The 23,028-nt window shown below is 54.8% G+C and carries 22 protein-coding genes; 14 read left to right on the top strand and 8 right to left on the bottom strand.

From position 1 onward, the window contains the following. Positions 1-17: 17 nt before the first annotated feature. Together INF30_RS09090 and INF30_RS09085 are read left to right on the top strand one after the other, a co-directional pair. Positions 18-1,106, top strand: coding sequence for a GntR family transcriptional regulator (locus INF30_RS09090; protein WP_226394969.1), 1,089 nt, complete (start codon positions 18-20; stop codon positions 1,104-1,106). 38 nt (positions 1,107-1,144) lie between these two features. After that, a complete protein-coding gene (locus tag INF30_RS09085; protein ID WP_226394968.1) occupies positions 1,145-2,752 on the top strand; it encodes a xylulokinase in 1,608 nt (535 codons plus the stop codon). Positions 2,753-2,806: 54 nt separating this feature from the next. On the opposite strand, the gene INF30_RS09080 is transcribed toward INF30_RS09085, so the two are convergent. Further along, positions 2,807-3,592: an HAD family hydrolase gene (locus INF30_RS09080; RefSeq protein ID WP_226394967.1), complete on the bottom strand. Its 786-nt coding sequence runs from the start codon at positions 3,590-3,592 to the stop codon at positions 2,807-2,809. A 190-nt stretch (positions 3,593-3,782) separates the two neighbouring features. Between INF30_RS09080 and rpiB the strand changes: the two genes are divergently transcribed. Next, positions 3,783-4,229: a ribose 5-phosphate isomerase B gene (gene rpiB, locus INF30_RS09075; RefSeq protein WP_226394966.1), complete on the top strand. Its 447-nt coding sequence runs from the start codon at positions 3,783-3,785 to the stop codon at positions 4,227-4,229. A gap of 89 nt (positions 4,230-4,318) precedes the next feature. Beyond that, positions 4,319-4,759 carry an RpiB/LacA/LacB family sugar-phosphate isomerase gene (locus INF30_RS09070; protein WP_076779447.1) on the top strand — a complete coding sequence of 147 codons (441 nt, stop codon included), beginning with the start codon at positions 4,319-4,321 and terminating at the stop codon, positions 4,757-4,759. Between the two features lie 82 nt (positions 4,760-4,841). On the opposite strand, the gene INF30_RS09065 is transcribed toward INF30_RS09070, so the two are convergent. Together INF30_RS09065 and rd are read right to left on the bottom strand one after the other, a co-directional pair. After that, positions 4,842-5,690 (bottom strand): putative manganese transporter, encoded by an 849-nt coding sequence (locus INF30_RS09065; protein ID WP_226394965.1) that lies wholly within the window; start codon positions 5,688-5,690, stop codon positions 4,842-4,844. A 203-nt stretch (positions 5,691-5,893) separates the two neighbouring features. Then, positions 5,894-6,055, bottom strand: a complete 162-nt coding sequence (rd, locus tag INF30_RS09060; protein ID WP_076779443.1) for a rubredoxin — start codon at positions 6,053-6,055, stop codon at positions 5,894-5,896. A gap of 206 nt (positions 6,056-6,261) precedes the next feature. Here rd and INF30_RS09055 point away from each other — a divergent pair, with 206 nt between their 5' ends. The 4 genes from INF30_RS09055 to INF30_RS09040 all read left to right on the top strand — a co-directional run bounded on the left by INF30_RS09055 (position 6,262) and on the right by INF30_RS09040 (position 11,690). Beyond that, on the top strand, positions 6,262-7,293 hold the full coding sequence (locus INF30_RS09055) for a CobW family GTP-binding protein (protein ID WP_226394964.1): 1,032 nt from the start codon (positions 6,262-6,264) through the stop codon (positions 7,291-7,293). Positions 7,294-7,314: 21 nt separating this feature from the next. Then, entirely contained in the window at positions 7,315-8,274 is a 960-nt protein-coding gene (locus INF30_RS09050; protein WP_226394963.1) for a TIGR03943 family putative permease subunit, read from the top strand. A 19-nt stretch (positions 8,275-8,293) separates the two neighbouring features. After that, positions 8,294-9,079, top strand: a complete 786-nt coding sequence (locus tag INF30_RS09045; RefSeq protein WP_226394962.1) for a ZIP family metal transporter — start codon at positions 8,294-8,296, stop codon at positions 9,077-9,079. A gap of 145 nt (positions 9,080-9,224) precedes the next feature. Further along, complete coding sequence (locus INF30_RS09040; RefSeq protein WP_226394961.1) at positions 9,225-11,690, top strand: cation-translocating P-type ATPase; 2,466 nt, start codon at positions 9,225-9,227, stop codon at positions 11,688-11,690. An 82-nt stretch (positions 11,691-11,772) separates the two neighbouring features. Here the strand turns inward: INF30_RS09040 and INF30_RS09035 are convergent, their stop codons facing one another. The 5 genes from INF30_RS09035 to INF30_RS09015 all read right to left on the bottom strand — a co-directional run bounded on the left by INF30_RS09035 (position 11,773) and on the right by INF30_RS09015 (position 17,372). Beyond that, positions 11,773-12,594, bottom strand: coding sequence for a Cof-type HAD-IIB family hydrolase (locus tag INF30_RS09035; RefSeq protein ID WP_076779440.1), 822 nt, complete (start codon positions 12,592-12,594; stop codon positions 11,773-11,775). 25 nt (positions 12,595-12,619) lie between these two features. Continuing rightward, positions 12,620-13,990 carry a UDP-N-acetylmuramoyl-tripeptide--D-alanyl-D-alanine ligase gene (locus INF30_RS09030; protein WP_076779439.1) on the bottom strand — a complete coding sequence of 457 codons (1,371 nt, stop codon included), beginning with the start codon at positions 13,988-13,990 and terminating at the stop codon, positions 12,620-12,622. 9 nt (positions 13,991-13,999) lie between these two features. Next, positions 14,000-15,061 carry a D-alanine--D-alanine ligase family protein gene (locus INF30_RS09025; RefSeq protein ID WP_226394960.1) on the bottom strand — a complete coding sequence of 354 codons (1,062 nt, stop codon included), beginning with the start codon at positions 15,059-15,061 and terminating at the stop codon, positions 14,000-14,002. A gap of 29 nt (positions 15,062-15,090) precedes the next feature. After that, a complete protein-coding gene (locus tag INF30_RS09020; RefSeq protein WP_226394959.1) occupies positions 15,091-16,542 on the bottom strand; it encodes a nicotinate phosphoribosyltransferase in 1,452 nt (483 codons plus the stop codon). Positions 16,543-16,637: 95 nt separating this feature from the next. After that, positions 16,638-17,372, bottom strand: a complete 735-nt coding sequence (locus INF30_RS09015) for a lysophospholipid acyltransferase family protein (RefSeq protein ID WP_226394958.1) — start codon at positions 17,370-17,372, stop codon at positions 16,638-16,640. 120 nt (positions 17,373-17,492) lie between these two features. On the opposite strand from INF30_RS09015, the gene INF30_RS09010 reads away from it, so the two are divergent. From INF30_RS09010 to INF30_RS08985, 6 genes are all read left to right on the top strand, one after another. Continuing rightward, positions 17,493-17,903, top strand: coding sequence for a protease complex subunit PrcB family protein (locus INF30_RS09010; protein WP_226394957.1), 411 nt, complete (start codon positions 17,493-17,495; stop codon positions 17,901-17,903). 12 nt (positions 17,904-17,915) lie between these two features. Then, positions 17,916-19,475, top strand: coding sequence for a DUF3794 and LysM peptidoglycan-binding domain-containing protein (locus INF30_RS09005; protein WP_076779430.1), 1,560 nt, complete (start codon positions 17,916-17,918; stop codon positions 19,473-19,475). 32 nt (positions 19,476-19,507) lie between these two features. Further along, the gene (ispE, locus tag INF30_RS09000; RefSeq protein ID WP_076779428.1) at positions 19,508-20,383 is read left to right on the top strand and encodes a 4-(cytidine 5'-diphospho)-2-C-methyl-D-erythritol kinase; all 876 of its coding nucleotides are present in this window, start codon (positions 19,508-19,510) and stop codon (positions 20,381-20,383) included. After that, positions 20,384-21,061 (top strand): GntR family transcriptional regulator, encoded by a 678-nt coding sequence (locus INF30_RS08995; RefSeq protein WP_226394956.1) that lies wholly within the window; start codon positions 20,384-20,386, stop codon positions 21,059-21,061. Between the two features lie 88 nt (positions 21,062-21,149). Continuing rightward, a complete protein-coding gene (gene spoIIR, locus INF30_RS08990) occupies positions 21,150-21,800 on the top strand; it encodes a stage II sporulation protein R (RefSeq protein ID WP_226394955.1) in 651 nt (216 codons plus the stop codon). A gap of 40 nt (positions 21,801-21,840) precedes the next feature. Further along, positions 21,841-23,028 (top strand): cation diffusion facilitator family transporter, encoded by a 1,188-nt coding sequence (locus tag INF30_RS08985; RefSeq protein WP_226394954.1) that lies wholly within the window; start codon positions 21,841-21,843, stop codon positions 23,026-23,028.

The raw sequence follows: 23,028 nt of genomic DNA, 5'->3' as shown, positions 1-23,028 counted from the left end.
AAGGCGGTTTGACAAAAATGAGGCAGAAGTCCAAATACATGGAAATATATGACCGGCTGAAGGGAGAGATCTGCCGGGGCGTGCTGGCTTCCGGCGAGAAGATCTACTCCGAAAATGAACTGATGCAGATGTTTTTGGTGAGCCGCCAGACGGTCAGGCAGGCTGTGTCCAGGCTGGAGGCGGAAGGCCTGGTGGTGCGCAGACGGGGCAGCGGGACCTATGTCAGTGAGAAAGGCGGGCAGGACGGCCCGGCGGTGCGAAGCAGGCAGATCGCAGTGGTGACAACCTACATCGATGAGTATATCTTTCCCAAGATTATAAAATCCATCGAAGAGACAGTCAGCGAGAAGGACTACACGCTCCAGGTGGCGTTTACTCATAATTCTGTGGAGATGGAACGCCGGATCCTGCGGAAGCTGTCGGATGAAAATATTGTCAGCGGGCTGATCATCGAGTCTACCAAAAGCGCCCTTCCTAACCCCAATACAGGACTGTACAGGGAGCTGATGGCAAAAGGGATCCCGGTCCTGTTCCTCAATTCCTACTATCCGGACCTTCAGGCGCCCCATGTGTCCATGGATGACCGGCAGGCCGGGAGGGCAGCGGCACAGTTCCTGATCAGGAAGGGGCATAAAAAGATCGGAGCTGTCTTTAAAGCGGATGACGGCCAGGGACATCTGCGGTACCAGGGGTATATGGAAGCGCTCCTGGAAGCAGGCATCGAGGTCAGGGAGGAAAACATCCTGTGGATTGCCACCGGCGATGTGGAGGAGATGGAGCGCGACCAGTCCCGGTATCTCGCCAGGCTGAAAGGGGTCACGGCCTGCGTTTGCTACAACGACACAGTGGCTTCCAAACTGATGGACATCTGTCTGCAAAGCGGGATCAGGATTCCCGATGATCTGTCTGTGATGGGCATCGACGATGCGGATATCTCCAGGGACCTTTCCGTGCCGCTGACCACGGTCCACAATCCCCTGCACAGGCTGGGAAGGCTGAGCGGAGAGCTGATCCTGAAGATGATTCAGGGGGAGCCCGTGCCGGAGGTCAATGAGATGGAGGGGGCCATTGTTGAGAGGGAATCTGTAAAACCATATGGAGCATAGAATGAAGAGTAGCCGCAAGTGCGGCTAAGGAGGAGAAAATGAGTATAAATGCAGAGAATGTAAAGCGGATGATTGAAGAGGGACGTGCAGTTGTCGGCATCGAGCTTGGTTCTACAAGGATCAAGACCGTGATGATCGATGAAGAGCATATCCCGGTCGCTTCGGGAAGCTACGCCTGGGAGAACAGGCTGGACGGGCATATCTGGACCTACTCTCTGGAGGACATCTGGAAAGGGCTCCAGGGAAGCTACCAGGATATGGTGAAGAATGTAAAGGAAACCTACGGCGTGGATGTCAAAAAAATCGCGGCCGTCGGGTTCAGCGCCATGATGCACGGATACATGGCTTTTGACAAAGAAGACAAGCTCCTTGTTCCGTTCCGGACATGGAGAAACACGATCACAGGGCAGGCGGCGGAAGAGCTGACAGAGCTGTTCCAGTACAATATCCCTGAGAGATGGAGCATTGCCCACCTGTATCAGGCTATACTGAACAAGGAAGAGCACGTGAAGGATGTGGCGTACTTCACCACCCTGGCCGGCTATATCCACTGGCGCATGACAGGCAGGAAGGTGCTGGGGATCGGAGACGCGTCAGGTATGTTCCCCATTGACATCCAGACAAAAGACTTTGATGAGCGCATGATCGGACAGTTTGACCAGCTGGTGGCAGACAGAGGCTATGGCTGGAAGCTGCGCCAGATCATGCCCAAGGTGCTGCTTGCCGGTGAGGACGCAGGCACAATGACAGAGGAGGGGGCTGCCCTTCTGGACCCGTCAGGCATGCTGCAGGCGGGGGCAGTCGTGTGTCCGCCGGAAGGCGACGCAGGGACCGGCATGGCTGCCACAAACAGCGTGGCGGTGCGCACCGGCAACGTATCAGCAGGAACATCGGTATTTGCCATGATCGTCCTGGAAAAAGAACTGTCTAAAGTGCACAGGGAGATCGATATGGTGACAACCCCCACAGGAAGCCTTGTGGCTATGGCCCACGCCAACAACTGTACTTCAGATCTGAATGCCTGGGTTTCTCTTTTCAGAGAGTACGGAGAGGCCATGGGCGTGAAGGCGGATATGGATGAGATCTTCGCTACCCTGTACAACAGGGCGCTGGAGGGCGACGCGGACTGCGGCGGACTTCTGTCCTACGGATTTTATTCAGGGGAGAGCATCGTTCCTGTGGACGAGGGAAGACCTCTGTTTGTGCGCACACCGGACAGTAGATTTAATCTGGCAAACTTTATGCGGACCCACCTCTATGCGGCGCTGGGCACACTGAAGATCGGCATGGATATCCTGGTGAAAGAGGAGAAGATCCAGATTGACAAGATCCTCGGACACGGCGGACTGTTTAAGACGCCCGGAGTGGGACAGCGCATCATGGCAGCAGCCATGCAGGCTCCGGTCTCTGTCATGGAGACGGCAGGTGAAGGAGGAGCCTGGGGCATCGCACTGCTGGCTTCCTATGCCGTACACAAAGAAGAGGGCGAGACGCTGGAGGCTTATCTGAACAGCAGAGTATTCGGCGGAGATGAGGGCGTAAAGATGGAGCCGGATGCAGGCGATATGGCCGGCTTTGAGACTTTCATCGAGCGGTTTAAAGAGGGCCTTTCTGTAGAGCAGGAGGCTGTCAGAAAACTGGTATAAGACAAAAAAATGGCATTGGAGCACACATCTCCAATGCCATTTTCATTTTTTCTCCTAGATCACTGTGGAAGAGATCAGCTCGCTCAGCACATCTGACACGGAATCGGTTGTGTAGTCTGCGTAGAAAGAGATGCCGGGAGCGGCGCCGGACATGGCGTAGCTGGTTCCGGCAAGCTGCAGCATCTCCACGTCGTTGTACTGGTCCCCGAAGGCCATACATTCTTCCGGCAGAATGTGCAGGTGATCCAGCAGGGTCTGCAGGGCCGTGCCCTTGTTTGCGTCCGGAGCAATGAAGTCCACCCATATATTACCTGAGGTGACCACCTTGATCTCACTGGAAAACAGTTTCTGGAAGTAGGTCAGACAGTCCTTGGTGCCGTTAAAATTGCAGACAGCGATTTTCAGAAAGGGCTCCCGGACCTCGTCCATGCTGTCCACAAATTGCATGTTGTTCTTCATCACATGGAGCATGTGATCCCGGAACACCTCATTTACAGAGTCACTGTAGCAGACCTGCTCTCCTGAGACGATGCATTCACATCCGCTGCAGCTGTGTATGGCATCGATGATCCGGTTGCCCAGTTCCCGGGGGATCAGGCCTTTGGACAGTGTCTTTCCATCGTGAATGCAGAGCGAACCGTTCTCCGCTATATAGGAGATTTCGTCTTGCACCGGCGCAAAAAGTCTCTGCAGATTGGGGTATTGGCGCCCGCTGGCGGCCACAAAATGGATGCCCATTTCTTTTAATGCCCGGATCTGGTCGAATATAAGGGGATCCAGCTCCTGCGCTCCGTTCTGCAGCAGAGTTCCGTCCAGGTCGCTGGCAATCAGTTTTATCATATTTTGTCCTCCATATAAGTAAAATAGTAAGCTGTAGTCAAAAAGGATCTTTCCCATTATAGTACGAAACAGGAAAATGTGCAAAATAAAATGGTCAGGTATGAATGTGGAGAATAGACATTGCCTTTCAAAGGGGAAGAGCTTATAATATAGCCAAAGCGAATTTTGAGCAGAGAAGGAGACCAGACATATGAGAATAGGAATAGGAAATGACCATTCGGCGGTGGAGATGAAACGGGAAGTCATGAAATTCCTGCAGGACCTTGGCTATGAAGTGATCAATTACGGGACAGATTCCACGGAGAGCTGTGACTATCCGGTCTACGGCGAGAAAGTGGGACAGGCTGTTGCGTCAAAAGAAGTGGATCTTGGCATATTGATCTGCGGCACAGGCGTGGGCATCTCCCTGGCAGCCAACAAAGTAAAGGGGATCCGGGCCGTAGTGTGCAGTGAACCGTACTCAGCCCGCCTGTCCAGACAGCACAACAATACCAACATCCTTGCGCTGGGAGCCAGGGTAGTGGGGATTGAGCTGGCAAAAATGATTATTGAGGAGTGGCTGAACGCAGAATTTGAGGGAGGCAGACATCAGAGACGGGTCGATATGATCATGGATATCGAAAATAAAGAAAGATAGAAACGTAAGAAAACGAAAGTGGACAAAAGAATATCGAAATGATAAAATAAAGAAAAATGAAACAAAACAGGGATAAGGAGGAAGAAGAAATGAAAATTGCAATTGGATGTGATCCCAACGCCCAGGAAGCCAAGGAAGAGATCATCAAGTACATTGAGGCAAAGGGGTACGGGGAAGTGACGGACTTTGGAAGCGATGACCCCATCTACGCCAATGTTGCCATCAAAGTCGGCGAGGCTGTGGCTTCCAAGGAGTACGACAGAGGGATCCTGATCTGCGGTACAGGTATCGGGGTGTCTATCGCGGCCAACAAAGTAAAAGGAGCCTACGCGGCCCTTGTGTCAGACGTATATTCCGCTCAGAGGGCAAGACTCAGCAACGATGCCAATATCGCCTGCATGGGCGCGTTCACGACAGGAAACAAGGTGCGAGAGCTTATGGTGGACGCCTTCCTTGGAAACGAGTTCGTTCCGGGCTGCTCTTCTCAGCCAAAAGTGGACGCTTTTGTGAAATACGACCAGGAAAGATAAGACAAAAAAGCTGTAAAAAAAGCGATGCGGATCTGTTCGGCATCGCTTTTTTGTATACAAATCTATGCGCCGGTTTTTTGCATTAAAACCCGGCCAGATGCAGCAGCACGCCGGCGATGACTGCGCAGGCGTACAGAAGGCCGGTGAATTTGACACATTCCTTTTTGTCCGGGTTGACTTTGAAAAGGACAATGAGCCCCACACCCGCATTGGTGCACAGGCCGGCAATGACAGAGGCAAAGGAGAGCGCGCCGCCAAGGTAGAGCTCTGTCAGTAGCACGGAGGCTGCGCAGTTGGGAATAAATCCCAGGAGAGCTGCCAGGAAAGGCTGCAGGATGCTTCCATTTAAAAGGAAGGTGGACACAGAATCAAGTCCCACAGCTTCGATGACACCGTTCAGGATAAGGGTGCAGAGGAAAATGTAGGCAAACAGCCGGACCGTGTGGTTCAGCGCCGGGCGCAGGATCCCGTGATGGTTGTGGCAGCCGCAGTGGTGGCAGAGATCCTCGATCTCCTTCTTGGTGGAGATCAGCCTGGCAAAGAACAGGTCAGCCAGGTATCCGGCCGCGATGGCGATGATGAGCTTCGCAGCCAGGAGGGAGAAGATGGCGGTCCCGTTACCCGGGTGGCCGACGAGGATCAGCACAGCCTCGTCGGAGGTGGCCAGGAAGACGGCCAGCAGTGTGCCTACGGAGATCACCCCGCCAGAGTACAGGTTGGCGGCCATGACAGAAAACCCGCACTGGGGGATACAGCCAAAGACAGCCCCCACAACAGGGCCGGCTTTTTCAATTTTTGTCAGAGTCCGGCGGATCCACGCGCTGGAGTAGTGCTCCAGCCCTTCCAGGAGAAGGAAGGCCGCAAACAGGAAGGGGAGCATGCGCAGGCTGTCCTCCACTGTGTGTAAGAAAATATGTTCCAGTAGTTCCATGTTCAGATCTTCTTTCTTTATACAAAATGAAAACGATTATCAGGTTATCTTGAAAATAGTACCAAGTTCCAGGCAGAATGTCAAATAAAATGTGTATGAAAATAAAAGAATAAAGAGAAATATGCATAAGCAGGAGCCCTGCGCGGCAGAGCTCCTGCTTGGAAATATCTCGATCATATTTCAGACAAGACGGTGTGAGGGAATTAGCCTTCCACAACAAACATATCTTTGCCTACTCCGCAGATGGGGCATACCCAGTCTTCCGGGAGATCTTCAAATGCTGTGCCCGGTGCGATGCCGCTGTCAGGATCGCCGATTTCCGGATCGTAAACATAACCGCAAGGTTCACATACATATTTCTGCATAGTTTTTTCCTCCTGTTAGCATTCATTGTAATGTCTGATACCATTACAAGGCTATTATAAAATGTACAGACAGTTTCTGCAAGGCATTGATGAAAGAATCTTGCGGATGCCTCCTTGAAATTTGTTCCAAGCTGTGACAAAATAGGTTCTGGACACTGCAACAGATGTCCTGAAGACTAAATATAAACAGAACAGGAGTGGATAAAATGACAAAGATAGATATTATCTCAGGCTTTCTGGGAGCCGGCAAGACGACGCTCATCCAGAAGCTGTTGAAAGAGGCTTTTAAGGGAGAGCAGGTCGTGCTCATTGAGAACGAGTTCGGTGAGATCGGCATCGACGGAGGCTTCCTCAAGGAGGCCGGAGTAGAGATCCGGGAAATGAATTCCGGATGTATCTGCTGCTCCCTTGTGGGGGACTTTGGCGCTTCTTTGAAAGAGGTCATTGACACCTACCATCCGGACAGGATCCTCATTGAGCCATCCGGAGTCGGAAAGCTCTCCGACGTCAAGAAAGCGGTTGAGGGCGTGAAGACAGATGCGGATGTGGTGCTGAACAGCGCCACCACAGTGGTGGATGTAAAGAAATGCAAAATGTACCTGAAGAACTTTGGCGAGTTCTATAGAAACCAGGTGGAGTCGGCTGGAGCTATCATCCTGAGCCGTACAGACATTGCGGACGATGCCAAGGTGGAGCAGGCTGTGGAACAGATCCGGGCTCTCAACGCGGAGGCGCCCATCATCACGACGCCGGAAGACCAGATCGACGGCGCCAAGCTCCTGGAGATCATGGAGCAGCACGCCCCGTCTCTGGAGGAGGAGCTTATGGAGGAGACCAGGTGTGAGGTGTGCGGCGGCCACCATGCGCCAGGCGAGGAGCACCATCACCACCATGATCACGAACACGAGCATGGCCACCACCATGACCATGGTCATCATCATCACCACCATGCGGATGAAGTGTTCGGCAGCTGGGGTATGGAGACTGTGAAAAAATACAATGCCCAGGATCTGAAGGTGCGCCTTGATGCTCTTGGAGATGCGGACACCTACGGCATGGTACTCCGTGCCAAGGGAATGGTGGAAGGCGACAAGGGAACCTGGATCTACTTTGACATGGTGCCCGGCGAGGTGGAACTTCGGGAAGGACAGCCGGATTACACAGGACGCATCTGCGTGATCGGCTCCAAGCTGAAAGAAGAGGCGCTGAAAGATCTGTTTGCAGGTGCGGCAGAATAGAAAGGGCAGGTGACAGAACATATGCAGATGGTAGACAATGCCAGAGTAGTGGTGTACCTTATGGCAGGTTTCCTGGAGAGCGGAAAGACCAGCTTTCTCCGGTATACGCTGGGGCAGGAGTATTTTGAGATCGACGGGAACACCCTGCTGATCCTCTGCGAGGAGGGTGAGGAGGAGTACGGCGAGGAACTGCTGAAGCGGACAAACACCACCCTCCTTACCGTGGATGACCCGGAGGAGATGACGCTGGAGTGGCTGCAGGAGGCGGACAGGAAGTACCGCCCGGAGAGGGTCATCATCGAGTGCAACGGCATGTGTCCGGTGAGTAAGATCGAGGATATGGACGTGCCGGCAGGATGGGGACTGGTCCAGAAACTGGTGACAGTGGACGCTTCTACATTCGGAACGTACATTGCGAACATGAAGCCTCTTTTTATGGAGATGGTGAGAAATGCGGAGCTTGTCATGTTCAACCGCTGTACCAGGGACATGCCCCTTGCGTCCTACCGGAGAAATGTGAAGGTAGTCAACCAGAGCGCCCAGATCATCTTCGAGGGTGAGGACGGGGAGATCGACAATATCTTTGAAGACGCCATGCCCTACGATCTGGATGCCCCCGTGGTGCAGATCGACGATATGGACTACGGGATCTGGTATGTGGATATGATGGACCACCCGGAGAGATATTTAAAGAAAACAGTGGAGTACAAAGCGAAAGTGCTCAAACCGAGAGGATTTGCGGCAAAGGAATTCGTGGCGGGCAGGATGGCCATGACGTGCTGCGCGGATGACACCACATTCCTGGGATATATATGCCGCAGCCCCTACGCGCCCAAACTTACGCCCGGCCAGTGGGTAAAAGTCCGTGGGACCGTAGGCTATGAATACACCCGCGCCTACGGAAGAAAAGGCCCGGTGATCAAGGCGGAGTATGTGGAGGAGGCTCAGGCGCCCCAGGACGAGATGGTCTATTTCAACTAGACAATGTAAGGAGAAGAATATGAGTAATATATTGATCGGTATCCTGATACCGTTTTTTGGCACCACACTTGGGGCTGCCTGCGTCTTTCTGCTGCGGGGAGAGAAGATGCCGCCCCACATCCAGAAAGGGCTCCTGGGGTTTGCCTCCGGCGTTATGGTGGCCGCCTCGGTGTGGTCCCTCCTCATCCCGGCCATGGATATGTCCGCAGACATGGGGAAGCTGGCATTTGCCCCTGCGGCGGCAGGGGTGGCTGTGGGGATGCTTTTTTTGCTCCTTCTGGATAAGAGGGTGCCTCACCAGCACATGGACCACAAAGAGCCGGAGGGGCCTAAGAGCAGCTGGCAGCGCTCTACCATGCTGGTGATGGCAGTGACCCTCCACAATATCCCGGAGGGAATGGCTGTGGGTGTGGTGTTTGCCGGTCTTCTGGCGGACAATGCCCAGATCTCTCTCATGGGAGCCTTTGCCCTCTCCATCGGGATCGCCATCCAGAATTTTCCGGAGGGAGCCATTATCTCCCTGCCGCTGAAGAGCGAGGGCGGAGTCAGCAGAGGCAGGGCGTTCCTGTACGGCACGCTGTCCGGTATCGTGGAGCCGGCTGCCGCTCTTGTCACCATCCTTCTGTCGGGGCTTCTCACCCCGGTGCTGCCCTTCCTTTTGTCCTTTGCGGCGGGGGCCATGCTGTATGTGGTGGTGGAAGAGCTCATTCCGGAGGCCAACGAAGGAGAGCACAGCAATATCGGAACACTGGGGTTTGCGGCGGGATTTATCCTTATGATGATCCTGGACGTGGCTCTGGGCTGATCTGCAGAAAGAAAACAGAACGCGGGGCGGGGCATCTGGAGACGGAGCCCCGCCCTGCGTTTTTAAGATTTTTTTAGAGAACCTTTATAGAAATCTTAAGGTGACGGGTATATAATAGGGGGATATAAAGGAGACGTAAATGTACATGACGAGAAAAAAAAGAAAAACAAAAGCAAAGGTACAGGAGCAGAGTGAGCGGAGGAGCCGACGCATACAGACGACCCGCTATGATCCGGATCCGCAGGAGGGGCTTACCTCTCAGCAGGTACAGGAGCACCGGATGCACGGGTGGACCAATATCTCGGTAGATCCTCCGGCAAAGACGACAAAAGAGATCATACACGAGAATGTGTTTACCTACTTCAACCTGATTTTTATCGTGCTGGGCATCCTGCTCTGCCTGGTGGGATCCTTTCGGAATCTGACCTTTCTGCCGGTAGTCATCATCAACACCCTTATCGGTATCGTGCAGGAAGTGCGTTCCAAGAATGTCCTGGAAAAGATGAGCATGCTGAATGCGCCTCACGCCAGGGTGGTGCGGGACGGCAAAATAAAAAAGGTCAATTCGGAGGAGCTGGTGCTGGATGACATTGTCATTTTCGGCGCAGGAAACCAGATCTGTGCGGATGCTGTCGTCTCTTCCGGGGAGGTGCAGGTCAATGAGTCCCTGCTGACAGGAGAGTCTGATGAGATCACCAAGCGAAGGGGGGACAAGCTCATGTCCGGCAGTTTCGTGGTGTCCGGGGAATGCCGGGCCCGGCTGGACAAGGTGGGGGAGGATTCCTACATCTCCCGGCTGACCATAGAGGCCAAGGCCATGGACGACCAGGAACAGTCGGAGATGATCCGGTCTTTGGACAAGCTGGTCAAATGGGTGGGTATCATCATCATTCCCATCGGACTGATCCTGTTTTCCCAGAGCTTCTTTTTCAACCATGAAGGATTTGCCCAGAGCGTCACCTCCATGGTGGCAGCAGTCATCGGCATGATCCCTGAGGGGCTGTACCTGCTTGCCAGTGTTGCTCTGGCAGTGAGCGCCATGCGGCTTGCCAGCCAGAAGGTGCTGCTCCACGATATGAAGAGCATCGAGACGCTGGCCAGGGTCAATGTGCTCTGTGTGGATAAGACGGGAACGATCACGGAAAATACCATGACAGTGAACCGGGTGGAGCCCACCTTGGATTACCGGGAGAAAGAGGAGGAGTATCCCCCTCTTGAGAAAATGCTGGGAGACTTTGCGGCGGCCATGAGCGAGGACAATATCACAATGGCTGCCCTGAAAGAGTATTTCCAGGAGAACACCGGGAAAAAGCCGGTGAGCCTCACCTCTTTTTCGTCGGCGGTAAAATACAGCAGCGTCACCTACAAAGACGGGGCCTATGTGCTGGGTGCGCCTGAGATGGTGCTGCGGGATGACTACGTGCTCTACGAGGCGGAGATCGAGCAGTTTACCAGGAAGGGATACCGAGTTCTCGTCTTTGGAAAATATGCGGGGGAGATCGACGGCAAACCCCTCACAGAGAAGGTTACGCCGCTGGGCTACGTGATGCTGTCCAACCCCATCCGGCAGAATGCGCCGGAGACTTTTGCCTACTTCGCAGAGCAGGGCGTGGACATCAAGGTGATCTCCGGGGACAACCCGGTCACTGTGTCGGAAGTGGCTTCCCAGGCCGGCATAGCGGGGGCAGAGAACTATGTGGACGCCGGCACGCTGAAGACGGACCAGGATGTGGCGGCAGCCATGAAAAAGTACACGGTCTTCGGGCGGGTGACGCCCAATCAGAAGCGGCAGTTTGTGAATGTGCTGAAAAGCCAGGGCAACACGGTAGCCATGACAGGGGACGGTGTCAACGACATTCTGGCCCTGAAGGATGCGGACTGCAGCATCGCCATGGCGTCGGGAAGCGAGGCCGCCTCCCAGGCAGCCCAGGTCGTGCTGCTGGAGTCAGATTTCTCCTGCATGCCCTCGGTGGTGCTGGAAGGGCGCAGGGTGGTCAACAACATTCAGCGGTCAGCCAGCCTGTTCCTTGTGAAAAATATATTTTCTCTCCTTCTGTCCGTGTTCTCGGCGGTGTTTATGATCACTTACCCGCTGGAGCCCTCCCAGATCTCGCTGATCAGTATGTTCACCATCGGTGTGCCGGCCTTCTTCCTGGCGCTGGAGCCCAATAAGAACCGGATACAGGGACATTTCCTGCCCAATGTATTTCTGAAGGCCCTGCCCGGCGGACTGACAGATGTGCTGATCGTGGGAGCATTGGTGATCTTCGGACAGACCTTTGAGGTGGGACAGAAGGACATTGCCACGGCGGCTACCATCCTGCTTGCCATTGTGGGATTTATGGTGCTGTGGAAGATCAGCCAGCCTATGAACCCCATCCGGATCGCTGTTCTGGTGGGCTGCGGCATTGCGCTTGTGTTCTCCAGCATCTACCTGGGAGATTTGTTTGCCATCACAGCCATGTCCACTAAGTGCATCATGCTCTTCATCGTCTTTTCCATAGCGGCGGAGCCCGTGTTCCGCTACCTGAGCTTTCTTGTGGAGGCCATCGGAAAATTCGGGAAGCGGCTGTTCCAGTGGCATGAGAAAAATAAAGGAAAGACAGCTTAGACATAAAAAAAGAGTTCCACAGTGGAACTCTTTTTGCTTTGTGAAAAGTCCTGCATGCAGGACGCGCAGGCGGGAATGAACCTCAGCTGCGCCGCATAAATGTATTGATCACATGCAGAACGCCGTCCTCATCGTTGGACTTTGTGATGTAGTCCGCGCTGTCCAGCACAGGAGGCTGGGCGTTGGCCATGGCGACTCCCAGGCCGGCGGTCTCGATCATGGTGATGTCATTGTAACCGTCCCCGCAGCAGATCATCTGCTCTGTGGACAGGCCGATGCTGCCAAGAAGCTTCACCAGCGCGTGGGCTTTGTCCACACCTCTTGGCATGATCTCCAGGAAGAAGGGGTCGGAACAGTAGATGCTCAGATAGGACCGGAAATGCTGTGCCATGGCATCTTTCATCCGGCTGATCACCTCCGGCTCCCCGGTGGCCAGAAGTTTGTTGGCCTGCGGGGGAATGGCAGACAGGAAATCCGAACGCTCCAGGACAGGCATGTGGTTGATCCTGGATTCTAACTGTGTATAGCGGTTGGGATGTATCCCGGAGATGATGTGGTCTTCCGTGTAGGTCAGGATGTCCGCGCCGTCCCGGGCAAAGGCGGAGGCCAGGCGGAAGACATCCGGAAGCGCATCCTTTGGCAGACAGCGGTTGTACATCACCTCCCCGCTGCGGCAGTCTGTGATGCGGGCTCCGTTGAAGGAGAGGATGTAGCTGCCGTAGTCAGAAAGATGCAGCTGTCGGGCCAGGGGAACTACGCCTCTTGTGGGGCGCCCGCTTGCCAGGACTACTTTTTTCCCCATCTTCTGTATGTCGATCAGCGCCTCCAGCGTGGCCGGCGTGATCTCCTTTTTTGAGTTGGTCAGTGTGCCGTCCAGATCAAGGACGAGAACCTGATAATCCATGGTCTGTTCTCCTTTGTGGAATCTCCTACAGCTCCTGCAGCGCCTGTACGATCCCGCTGAAGCCAAGGCTGTTGGAGGCTTTTACAAGGACATTGTCCCCCTCCTTTATCAGTTCCCCGAGATGAGGGATGAGATCGTCCTTTGTGGCGAACCAGTGCGTCTCTATCCGGGAACCGGCATCCTCTATGCCCCGGATGATCTCTTTTGCCAGTTCGTCCACGGCGATCACCATGTCTGTCCCGGATGCGGCCAGGTAAGTGCCTACCTCATAGTGGAGCTCTTTCTCGTTATGACCCAGCTCGCCCATTTTTCCAAGGACAGCCACTCTGCGGCCGATCCCAAGACCCAGCACGTCGATGGCAGCCTTCATGGAAACCGGGTTGGCGTTGTAGCAGTCGTCCAGGATAATGACTTTGTCTGTCTGGATGATGTTGTTCCTGCCCGGCAGGAAGGGAAGGTGCTCAATGCCGTATTTGATCTGTTCGCTGCTAAGACCCAGCACGTATCCCACTGCCGCCCCTGCAAGAGCGTTGGATACCATGTGGGATCCGGGGGTGGGGACCAGACAGGAAAACTGTCCGCCGGGTGTGTGGATAATGCAGGAAGAGCCCTTCAGGCCCTGGGACTGTATGTCTGTGGCATACACATCGCAGTCCGGCGATGTGCCGTAGAAGAGGGGGGTTACGCCCTTCACAGGTCCGACGGTGGACAGGAGAGGGTCATCTCCGTTGAGGACGATGGAGCCGCCCGGCTTCATGTCCTGGAACATCTGTGTCTTTTCCTGCATGATGCCCTCCTGGGTCTTGAGGAATTCCAGGTGGGCCACACCGATGTTGGTGATCACGCACACATCAGGCTGGGCCACGGTGGAGAGTTTGCGCATCTCACCGAAATGGTTGATGCCCATCTCCAGGACAGACACCTCATTTTCCTCCTTCAGGTCAAAGACAGTCAGGGGAAGGCCGGACTCGCTGTTCAGGTTCCCCTGGGTCTTGTGTACATTGAACTTCTGCGCCAGGACGGATGCGATCATCTCCTTTGTGCTGGTCTTTCCCACACTGCCGGAGATGCCCACTACTTTGAGGTCAAAAGAGTCCCGGTACAGCTTTGCAATGTCCAGAAGGGCCTGGGCGGTGGACTCTACCCGGATATAGGGGAAGGGGACTTCGCCCAGATCCTGCTCAGACACGGCGCACAGAGCGCCTGCGTCCATGACAGAGGGGATGAAAGAATGTCCGTCCACCCGCTCTCCTTTGATGGCTACAAACACATCCTCCGGGCCGGCTTTCCGGCTGTCGATGACCACGTGGGCGGCCTCCCGGGAGAGGAGGCTGTCGCTGCCGTGGTATGTGCCGCGGCAGGCCCTGGTTATATTTTCTATTGTGAGATTTTTCATGTTTCTCTCCTATCTGTATCTGGCGTCCATAGATTTTTCAATGATCTGCTCACAGAACTCGCCGTATTCGTATCCGGCTGCCTTTGCCGCTTTGGGCAGGAGGCTGGCGTTTGTCATGCCGGGCAGTGAATTGACTTCCAGGCAGTAGAAACGGCCTGTGTGATTGTCCACGATGAAATCTGCTCTGCAGTATACGTTCAGGCGGAGAGCCTCTGCGGCCAGCACGCCGGTCTTCTGTATGGCCTCTGTGGTCTCTTTGTCCACGGAGGTAGCGGGGCAGATCTCGGAAGCACCGCCGCTCTGGTACTTGTGCACATAGTCAAACACGCCTCCGTCGGGAATGATCTCCACAAGGGGAAGTGCCTTGCCGTCAAAAATGCCGCAGGCATATTCCCGGCCATCGATGAAGGGCTCAATGACTACTTCGTCCTCCTTTTCAAAAGACAGACGCATGGCCTCCCGGAATTCCTCCTCCGTGTGGGCAAAGTGCACGCCGATGCTGGATCCCCCGGAGCAGGGTTTGACTACCAGGGGAAGGGGGATCTGGAGCGCTTCCAGGGAAATGTCCTTATCCCTGCGGGAAATGTGTGTGCCGTAGGGAGTGGGGACGCCGGCAGAGTGGAAGAGATCTTTCGTGACGCCCTTATCCATGGAGAGCGCGCATCCCAGTGAGTCGGGACCTGTGTAGCGGATCCCCAGAGTGTCAAAAGCAGCCTGCAGCTTGCCGTTCTCACCCAGTCCTCCGTGAAGGGCCAGGAAGGTGATGTCGGCCAGACTGCACAGTTCCAGCACGTGGGGGCCCAGGTAGCTGGGGGAGTCCCCGGGCCGGGATGCCCAGAGGGCGTCGAGGTCCGGCTCGGACACCTGGATGCCAGTGGCGATCTCAAGGCCGCCTCCCGGCAGGGTGAACACATCCTCCAGGTTCTCGGGCGCATCCTCAAGTCCGAGGAAGGCATCCAGAAGGTAGGCGTTATGTCCTCGCTCCAGGAGCGCACGGCAGATACTTCCGCCTGAGCTCAGGGAGACGTCCCGCTCGTTGCTGTAGCCGCCTGCCAGTACAATAATATTCATAACAATAAGTCCTCCTTAACTATATCCGATTAATCCATATCCATCTGATCAAGCAGAGATTTTTTCACCTCATAGAGGCTCTCAGACAGATCCACGTAGACCTGGTGGGGGTAGAAGAGACGCTTTGTCTCCTCCCACAGAGTCTTCTTCTCCTGCTTGCAGTACTCCGCGATCTCCATGACAGAGGGTGACTGGTAGACACACTCTCCGTTCCGGAACACAGGCACAAGGATCTCACGCATGGTGTAGGTGCCGCCCGGAAGCCGGGTCTTTTTCCATGTCTCAATGGGATCAAAGAGAAGCAGATCCTGGTCTGTGTCATAGGTCTCATCCACAAAGCAGATCAGGTCGGCTCTTACTTTTCCTGTGGTCTTGTCGTAGATCCGGTAAATGGTCTTGTTGCCCGGGTTGGTGATCTTCTCTGTGTTCTCGGAGATCTTGATCTTGGGCACAAACTGACCGGACTCATCCTGGATGGCCGCCAGTTTGTAAACGCCGCCAAAAGAAGGGCAGTCTTTTGAGGTGATCAGGTTGGTGCCCACACCCCAGGAAGTGATGGCTGCCTGCTGTATTTTCAGGTCGTGGAGCAGATATTCGTCCAGGTCGTTTGACGCGGAGATCACTGCGTCCGTAAATCCTGCCTCGTCCAGCATGGCCCGTGCCTGTTTTGACAGGTATGCCAGGTCGCCGCTGTCCAGGCGGATGCCGTACTTTTTCATGGAGATGCCTGCAGCGCGCATTTCCTCAAACACGCGGATGGCGTTTGGAACGCCGGACTTCAGTGTGTCGTAGGTGTCTACCAGAAGGATGCAGTTGTCCGGATAGAGCTGGGCGTAGGTCTTGAAGGCCGTGTACTCATCCGGGAAGCTCATGATCCAGCTGTGGGCGTGGGTGCCCAGCACAGGCACGTTAAAGCGCTGACCTGCCAGTACGTTGGAAGTGCCGATGCAGCCTCCGATGATGGCGGCTCTGGCGCCGTAAAGCCCTGCGTCAGGACCCTGAGCCCGGCGCAGGCCGAACTCCATAATGCCGTCTCCGCCCGCCGCAAATACGACCCTGGAGGCCTTTGTGGCGATGAGACACTGATGATTGATGATGTTGAGGATGGCGGTCTCCACAAGCTGGGCCTCCATGATAGGCGCAATGACCTTTATGACGGGCTCTTTGGGGAAGATGACCGTCCCCTCGGGGATGGCGTAGATATCTCCGGTAAAGTGGAACCCGCTCAGGTAGTGGAGGAAATCTTCGCTGAACATACCCAGGCTGCGCAGGTAGTCCACGTCCTCGTATGTGAAATTCAGATTTTTTACGTACTCAATGACCTGCTCCAGGCCCGCACAGATGGAGTAGCCTCCATTGCTGGGGTTCTGGCGGAAGAATACATCGAAGATGACGGTCTCGTTCTGCCCTTTTTCATAGTATCCCTGCATCATGGTAAGCTCGTAGAAGTCCGTCAGCAGGGTCAAATCATGTCTGCTCATTGTTCTCTTTTTTAAACTCCTTTGTATTTGTTGTAGCTGAAAAAGTTATCCCAATTATAGCACCATAAGAGGGAAAAGTAAAAACAAAGTAAAAATTATACAAGGGACTGATTCCTGATGATGGTCTCCTGGATGATATTGTGGCAGTAGTCTCCCAGGTGCCGCCGGGTCTGCTTGTCAAGCTGGTCGGGATAAATGGGTTTTCCGTACTCCAGCACCACGTGGGTCTTGCGCACAAAGGGGAGATGTCCCTCAAAGATGGCCTGGGTGTTGTTCATGGACATGGGGATGATGGCGCAGCCGGTCTTCTCGGCGATCTTCAGAGCCCCGTCCTTAAAGGGGAGCATGGAAAGCTCCTCCCCTGTGTTTCTCGTACCCTCGGGGAAAATGCAGATGGAGATACCGCTTTTTACATATTCTATGGCCTGCAGGATGGTCTTAAGCCCCTCTTTTGGAGTGCTTCGGTCCAGGAACAGGCAGTACAGATTTTTCATCCAGTCCCGCAGCAGAGGATAGCGGAGCATCTCCTTTTTCGCCACATACCCGGTCAGCCGCCGACATCTGGAATAGGTCAGAAGGATATCAAAATAACTCCTGTGATTTCCTATATAAAGGACCGGCTCATCGGGCACATTCTCCTCCCCGATGACGGTTACTTTCACACCCGCAATCTTTAGCATCAGGCGGAACGTCCACTGCACCATCCGAAGGCAGGAGTAATCTTTGGCTCTCCGGTTCACAAGCCCCACAAAGTATTCCACGATGAGAACCGGTATGCCGACTATGAGATAAAAAAAAAGTACGATCGCAATAGCAATAAATCTTATCATGATTTCGAAAACCTTTCTTCTGTTTCTTTTGTGTACATCATAAGCATCTTACCATAAAACTGTCATTTTTCAAAGGGGTGGCGTGTATGATAATAGAGAGAATATCCATAGGGTGAAGCCATGAAAAGACGCAGGATACTGTGTGTGTTTTCTGTGCTGGTCCTGCTCCTGTCCGGGTGCAGCGTCCGCCGCATAGACGGGGAGAAAAAGCAGGATCTGGATTATAAGACGCTGGATCGCCTGGGGATTCCGGAGAAACTCTGGAAGGAAGTGGAGGAGAAAAAAGAGGAGCCCTTTCTCCTGGCATACGGGGACGGCGAGCAGCTGTACATAGCTATGGGTTATGGGGAGCAGGAGAGCGGCGGGTACAGTATCCAGATAGAAGAGGTCTGTGAGACGGAAGACGCAGTCTGCATCCGCACCTGCCTGACAGGGCCGGATGAGGGGGAGAAGGTGTCGCAGGAGCCGGATTGTCCATATGCGACCGTGGCGACAGAGTATACGGAAAAAAGAATTCTGTGGGAGAGGTAAGGAGGAGTAAAAATGGAGCAGATCAAAAAGACGGTCCGGGCAGGCCGGATCGGACCTGGTGTGACAGATCAGTTTTATGTAGATGAAGACATCAATATTCCGGAGGCGAAGTACGATGCCGCCAGAGTTGTGTACGGCAGTGGAAGAATCCATGTGGAGGATATACGTCCGGCTGAACACTATGCCAGAGTGACAGGGAGGCTATCCTATCAGATCCTCTATGAGACGGAGGATGGCGGGGAACAGCTGTCCTCACTTGCCGGCAGGCTGCCTTTTGAGGAGATGGTATACATGGAGGAGGAGCCAAAGGATCAGCTGTTTGTCCGGGGGGCCACGGCAGAGGTCAGCGTAACCCTGATCAATTCCCGGAAGATGAATCTGAAGGCTTCTGTGGATCTGACCATCGGGTCTGAGGGGGCGGAGGAAGAACAGATCACGGCGGACATGGAGGAAGAGTCCACCATCTACAAGAAATTTTCCGAGAGGGAGATCCTGGAACTGTGCACGGTACAGAAAGATGTGTACCGCATCAAGGAGGAGATCCATCTGCCGGCAGCCAGGGAAAATATCGGCACCCTCCTTCTGGGGGAGAGCGCCCTTCGGAAACTGGATACCAGGCTGGAAGATGGGGGACTGGTGCTGCGGGGCGAGCTGCAGGTCTTCTGTCTCTATGAGTCCCAGAATATGAAGACAGAGTGGGTGGAGCAGAGCGTGCCCTTTGAGGGCCGCCTGTCCTGCGAGGGAGCAGGAGAGGAGATGTACCACTGTGTGTACGCTTCCCTGGGAGATGACAGCATAGAGGCCCGGCTGGACGAAGACGGGGAGGTGCGCATCTTTGGCGTGGAGGCGTCCCTGGAAGTGCGCTGCACGGTCTACAGAGAGGAGAAGATCCGCATCCTGGAAGATCTGTATGCGCCCGGGAGAAAGCTGACACCTGAGAGGGAGGAAGTGATCCTGGAAAGCCTTGTCATGCAGAACCACTCGAAGTGCAGGCTGACAGAGCAGCTGAGCCTGCCGGAGATCCGGGAGGGAACTTTACAGATCTGCCACAGCAGCGGCTTCCTGCAGATGGAGCCGGCCCAGATCCAGGACGGGGAGATCCGGGCGGAAGGCGTCCTGAATGTAATGTTCCTGTATGTGAGGGCGGACGATGAACAGCCCTTCGGCATCTGGCAGGGAATGGTACCTTTCTCCCACTCCATTGAGTGCAGCGGCGCCTCTGAGGAGATGCGCTGTGATATCGAGTGTAGCCTGGAGCAGCTCTCTGTCAGCCTCCTGGGAAACGGGGAGGCTGAGGTAAAGGCGGCTCTCTCCTTCCAGGTATTTTTGAGGAAGCCGGAGAGGGTGGATAACATCCTGGATGTAAGCGAGCAGCCGGTGGACGCAAAAGAACTGGAAAATGCACCCGGCATTGTGGGCTACATTGTAAAAGAGGGAGATACGCTGTGGGATCTGGCCCGGCGGTACAATACCACGGAGGAGGGGATCAGAGAAGTCAACGATATAAAAGAAGGAACATTGAGGCCGGGAGACAGGTTATTGATTTTTAAAGAAAACATGGGTATACTGTAAGTACACTGTATACAAGATACAAGGAGAGTACAATGGATAAACTGGAGTTGAAAGCACTGGGTAAGATCAATCTGGGACTTGATATCCTGGGCCGGAGGGAAAACGGCTACCACGATGTCAGGATGGTCATGCAGACGGTCTATCTCTACGACCGCGTGACCCTGGAAAAGACGCGGGAGCCGGGCATCGAAATATCCACAAATCTGTCCTATCTTCCGGTCAATGAAAACAATATTGCCTACAAAGCGGCAGATCTTCTGCAGCGGGAGTTTGGGATCAGAGAGGGCATTCGGATCACGCTGGAGAAGCACATCCCGGTGGCAGCCGGGATGGCGGGGGGAAGTTCCAACGCGGCAGCTGTGCTCTTCGGCATGAATCGAATGTTTGATCTGGGACTGTCTGAGCAGGGACTGAAGGACAGAGGCGTGACGCTGGGCGCGGATGTGCCCTACTGCATCATGCGGGGGACGGTCCTGGCAGAGGGGATCGGCGAGATCCTGACGCCTCTTCCTCCGCTGCCAAAGTGCTATGTGCTGATCGCAAAGCCGCCCCTTTCTGCGTCCACAAAGACCGTGTATGAGAAGATCGACAAGGAGGGCGTGGGGAGCCATCCGGACATCGACGGCATCCTTGCGGGACTTCAGAAGGGAGATCTGCAGCAGGTGGCAGACAGCATGGGAAACGTGCTGGAGCAGGTTATGCTGGAGGAGTATCCGGTGCTTCGAAAGATCAAGGACGTGATGATAGGAGCCGGCGCCCTGAATGCCATGATGAGCGGAAGCGGCCCGACTGTGTTCGGGATCTTTACATCCCGGGGTAAGGCCAAGGCGGCGGCAGCCAGGCTGAAGAGACAGACGCCTGTGAAGCAGGCCTATGTCACGAATGTACACAATGTCAGGAGGAAATAAATGAAGGAACCGAATTTTGAAGTCAGTATGAATGAGTACCTGCCTCTGCGGGATGTGGTATTCAACACACTGCGGCAGGCCATTTTGAGGGGGGAACTCAAACCTGGAGAGCGGCTCATGGAGATCCAGCTGGCCAACAAGCTGGGGGTCAGCCGGACGCCTATCCGGGAGGCCATCCGGAAGCTGGAACTGGAGGGACTTGTGCTGATGATCCCCCGCAAGGGCGCTGAGGTGGCGGAGATCACGGAGAAGAGCCTGCGGGATGTGCTGGAGGTGCGCCGGGCGCTGGAAGAGCTGGCGGTGGAGCTGGTGTGTGAGAAGATCGCAGATGAGCAGATCCAGGATCTGAAGGGCGCTGCTGAGGACTTTAAAGCCTCCCTGAAAGAGGGAGATATCACCCGCATTGCGGAGGCGGATGTAAAGTTCCACGATGTCATCTACATGGCCACAGATAACCAGAAGCTGATCCAGCTGCTCAACAATCTGAGAGAGCAGATGTACCGTTACAGGGTGGAATATCTGAAGCGGTCAGATTTTCACCAGCAGCTCATTGATGAGCACGAGGAGATCATAGAGACTATTGAGAGCGGACAGAAGGACCGGGCCGTGCAGGTCGTGTGCCAGCATGTGGACAATCAGGTGGAGGCCGTGATGGATACGATCCGGATGAAAAAGTAAAAACTGCGGCAGCTTTGCATAAAGACCTGAAAAACTGTGAAGACTCCTGATAGATCCCCCGGGAGGGGACGGTCAGGAGGTACATAGTATGAGAAGAAATATCGGTAAGAGAAAGAAGGAAGCCATCTGTCTTGGCATTGCCCTCCTGTGCGGGGCGCTGCTGACGGGGCTCCTTCTTGTGCAGAGAGGGATGCTGGTGGAGGCCCGGGCCAGGAGGGCCGGCCAGGAGCTGAGCCGGGAGGTGCTCCGCTTCCATGTGCTGGCTGACAGTGACAGCCGGCAGGACCAGCAGAGGAAGATGGAGGTAAAGGAGGCGGTCCTCGCTTACATGGGCGAGGCTATGCCGCAGGATGCGGACCTGGAGGAGACCTGCTCCTGGGTGCAGGAGCATCTGGAGGCTTTGGAGCAGACCGCGGGGGAGACGCTCCGGGAAGCGGGCTGCAGTGACCCGGTCAGGGCAGAGCTCGTGCGGGACTATTTTCCGGAGAAGACCTACGGGGATGTCACATTTCCGGAGGGAGAGTACACGGCCCTCCGCATCTGTATCGGAGAAGGGCAGGGACATAACTGGTGGTGCTGTCTCTACCCATCCCTTTGCTTTACAGACGCGGTGACCGCCCGCGTGCCCGAGGAGGAGAAGGAGCAGCTGGGCCGGGTCCTGGGGGAGGACGAATACGAGATGATCACAGCGTACTCGGATTTTAAGCTCAGATGGTTCTTCTTCGGGGGCAGGGATTAGCGCGGCAGTGGAGAGAGAGCATACTTGAGAGGAAAAGGATATGACAGAATTTTTGATCAGACATTTCGTGAAGGACTATGAGCAGACAGAGAAGGTGTCCGTCCGCACCCAGTATGGAACGCTGGCGTCGGTGGTGGGCATCTTCTGCAATGTGCTGCTCTTTGCGGCCAAGGCGGTGATCGGACTTCTGATGCACAGCATCTCCGTCACAGCGGACGCGTTCAACAACCTGTCCGACGCCGCATCCTCCGTCATCGGGCTGATCGGGGTGAAGATGGCGGGAAAACCGGCGGACAGTGAGCACCCCTTCGGACACGGAAGGATGGAGTACATAACAGCCCTGGTGGTCTCCTTCCTTGTGATCGAGGTGGGATTTACTTTCTTCAAGGACGCCATCGGCAGGATCAGAGAACCCCAGCCCATGGAATTTGGCATGGTCTCTGTGCTGATCCTCCTGCTGTCCATCTGCGTCAAGCTGTGGATGAGTATTTTCAACAGGAAGCTGGGAAAAAGGATCGACTCCAAAGTCCTGCTGGCCACAGCGGCGGACGCCATCGGGGATGTCATCACCACGGCAGCCACGGTGTTCTCCCTTCTGTTTTTCGGCTTCACGGGCCGGAACATTGACGGCTTCATCGGACTGTGCGTGTCCCTGGTTGTCATGTGGGCGGGTATCGGCATTGCCCGGGATACATTGAAGCCGCTTTTGGGAGAGGCCATCGATCCGGCAGATTACAAAAAGATATCCGGTTTCGTGGAGAGCTATGAGGGGATCGTGGGGAGCCACGACCTGATCGTACATAACTACGGACCCGGCCGGAATATGGCGTCCATCCACGCCGAGGTGCCCAACGATGTGGACATAGAGACATCCCATGAGATCATCGACCGGATCGAGAGGGACGCGGTGAGGCAGCTGGGCGTCTTCCTCGTCATCCACATGGATCCGGTGGAGACAAAGGACGAAAAGATCCTGGCCGTCATGAGCCAGGTGCAGGAGACGGTGAGCGGGATCGACCCGGATGTTTCCATCCATGACCTGCGGGTGGTGGAGGGAAAGGAGCGGATCAATGTGATCTTTGACATGGTCATCCCCTACCGCTACACGGAGGAAGAAGAGAGAGAACTGACAAAAAAAGTGAGAAAACAGCTCCAGCAGATCGATCACAGATACCAGTGTGTGATCACGACTGAGAAGAGCTACATAGCACAGGGAGAGGAAGAGTAA

Source organism: Claveliimonas monacensis, from assembly GCF_014982975.1.
In the GTDB taxonomy this organism is placed as follows: domain Bacteria; phylum Bacillota; class Clostridia; order Lachnospirales; family Lachnospiraceae; genus Claveliimonas; species Claveliimonas monacensis.
Note: the sequence above shows the minus strand (reverse complement) of the source record. Positions and strands in the feature narration are given on the sequence as shown.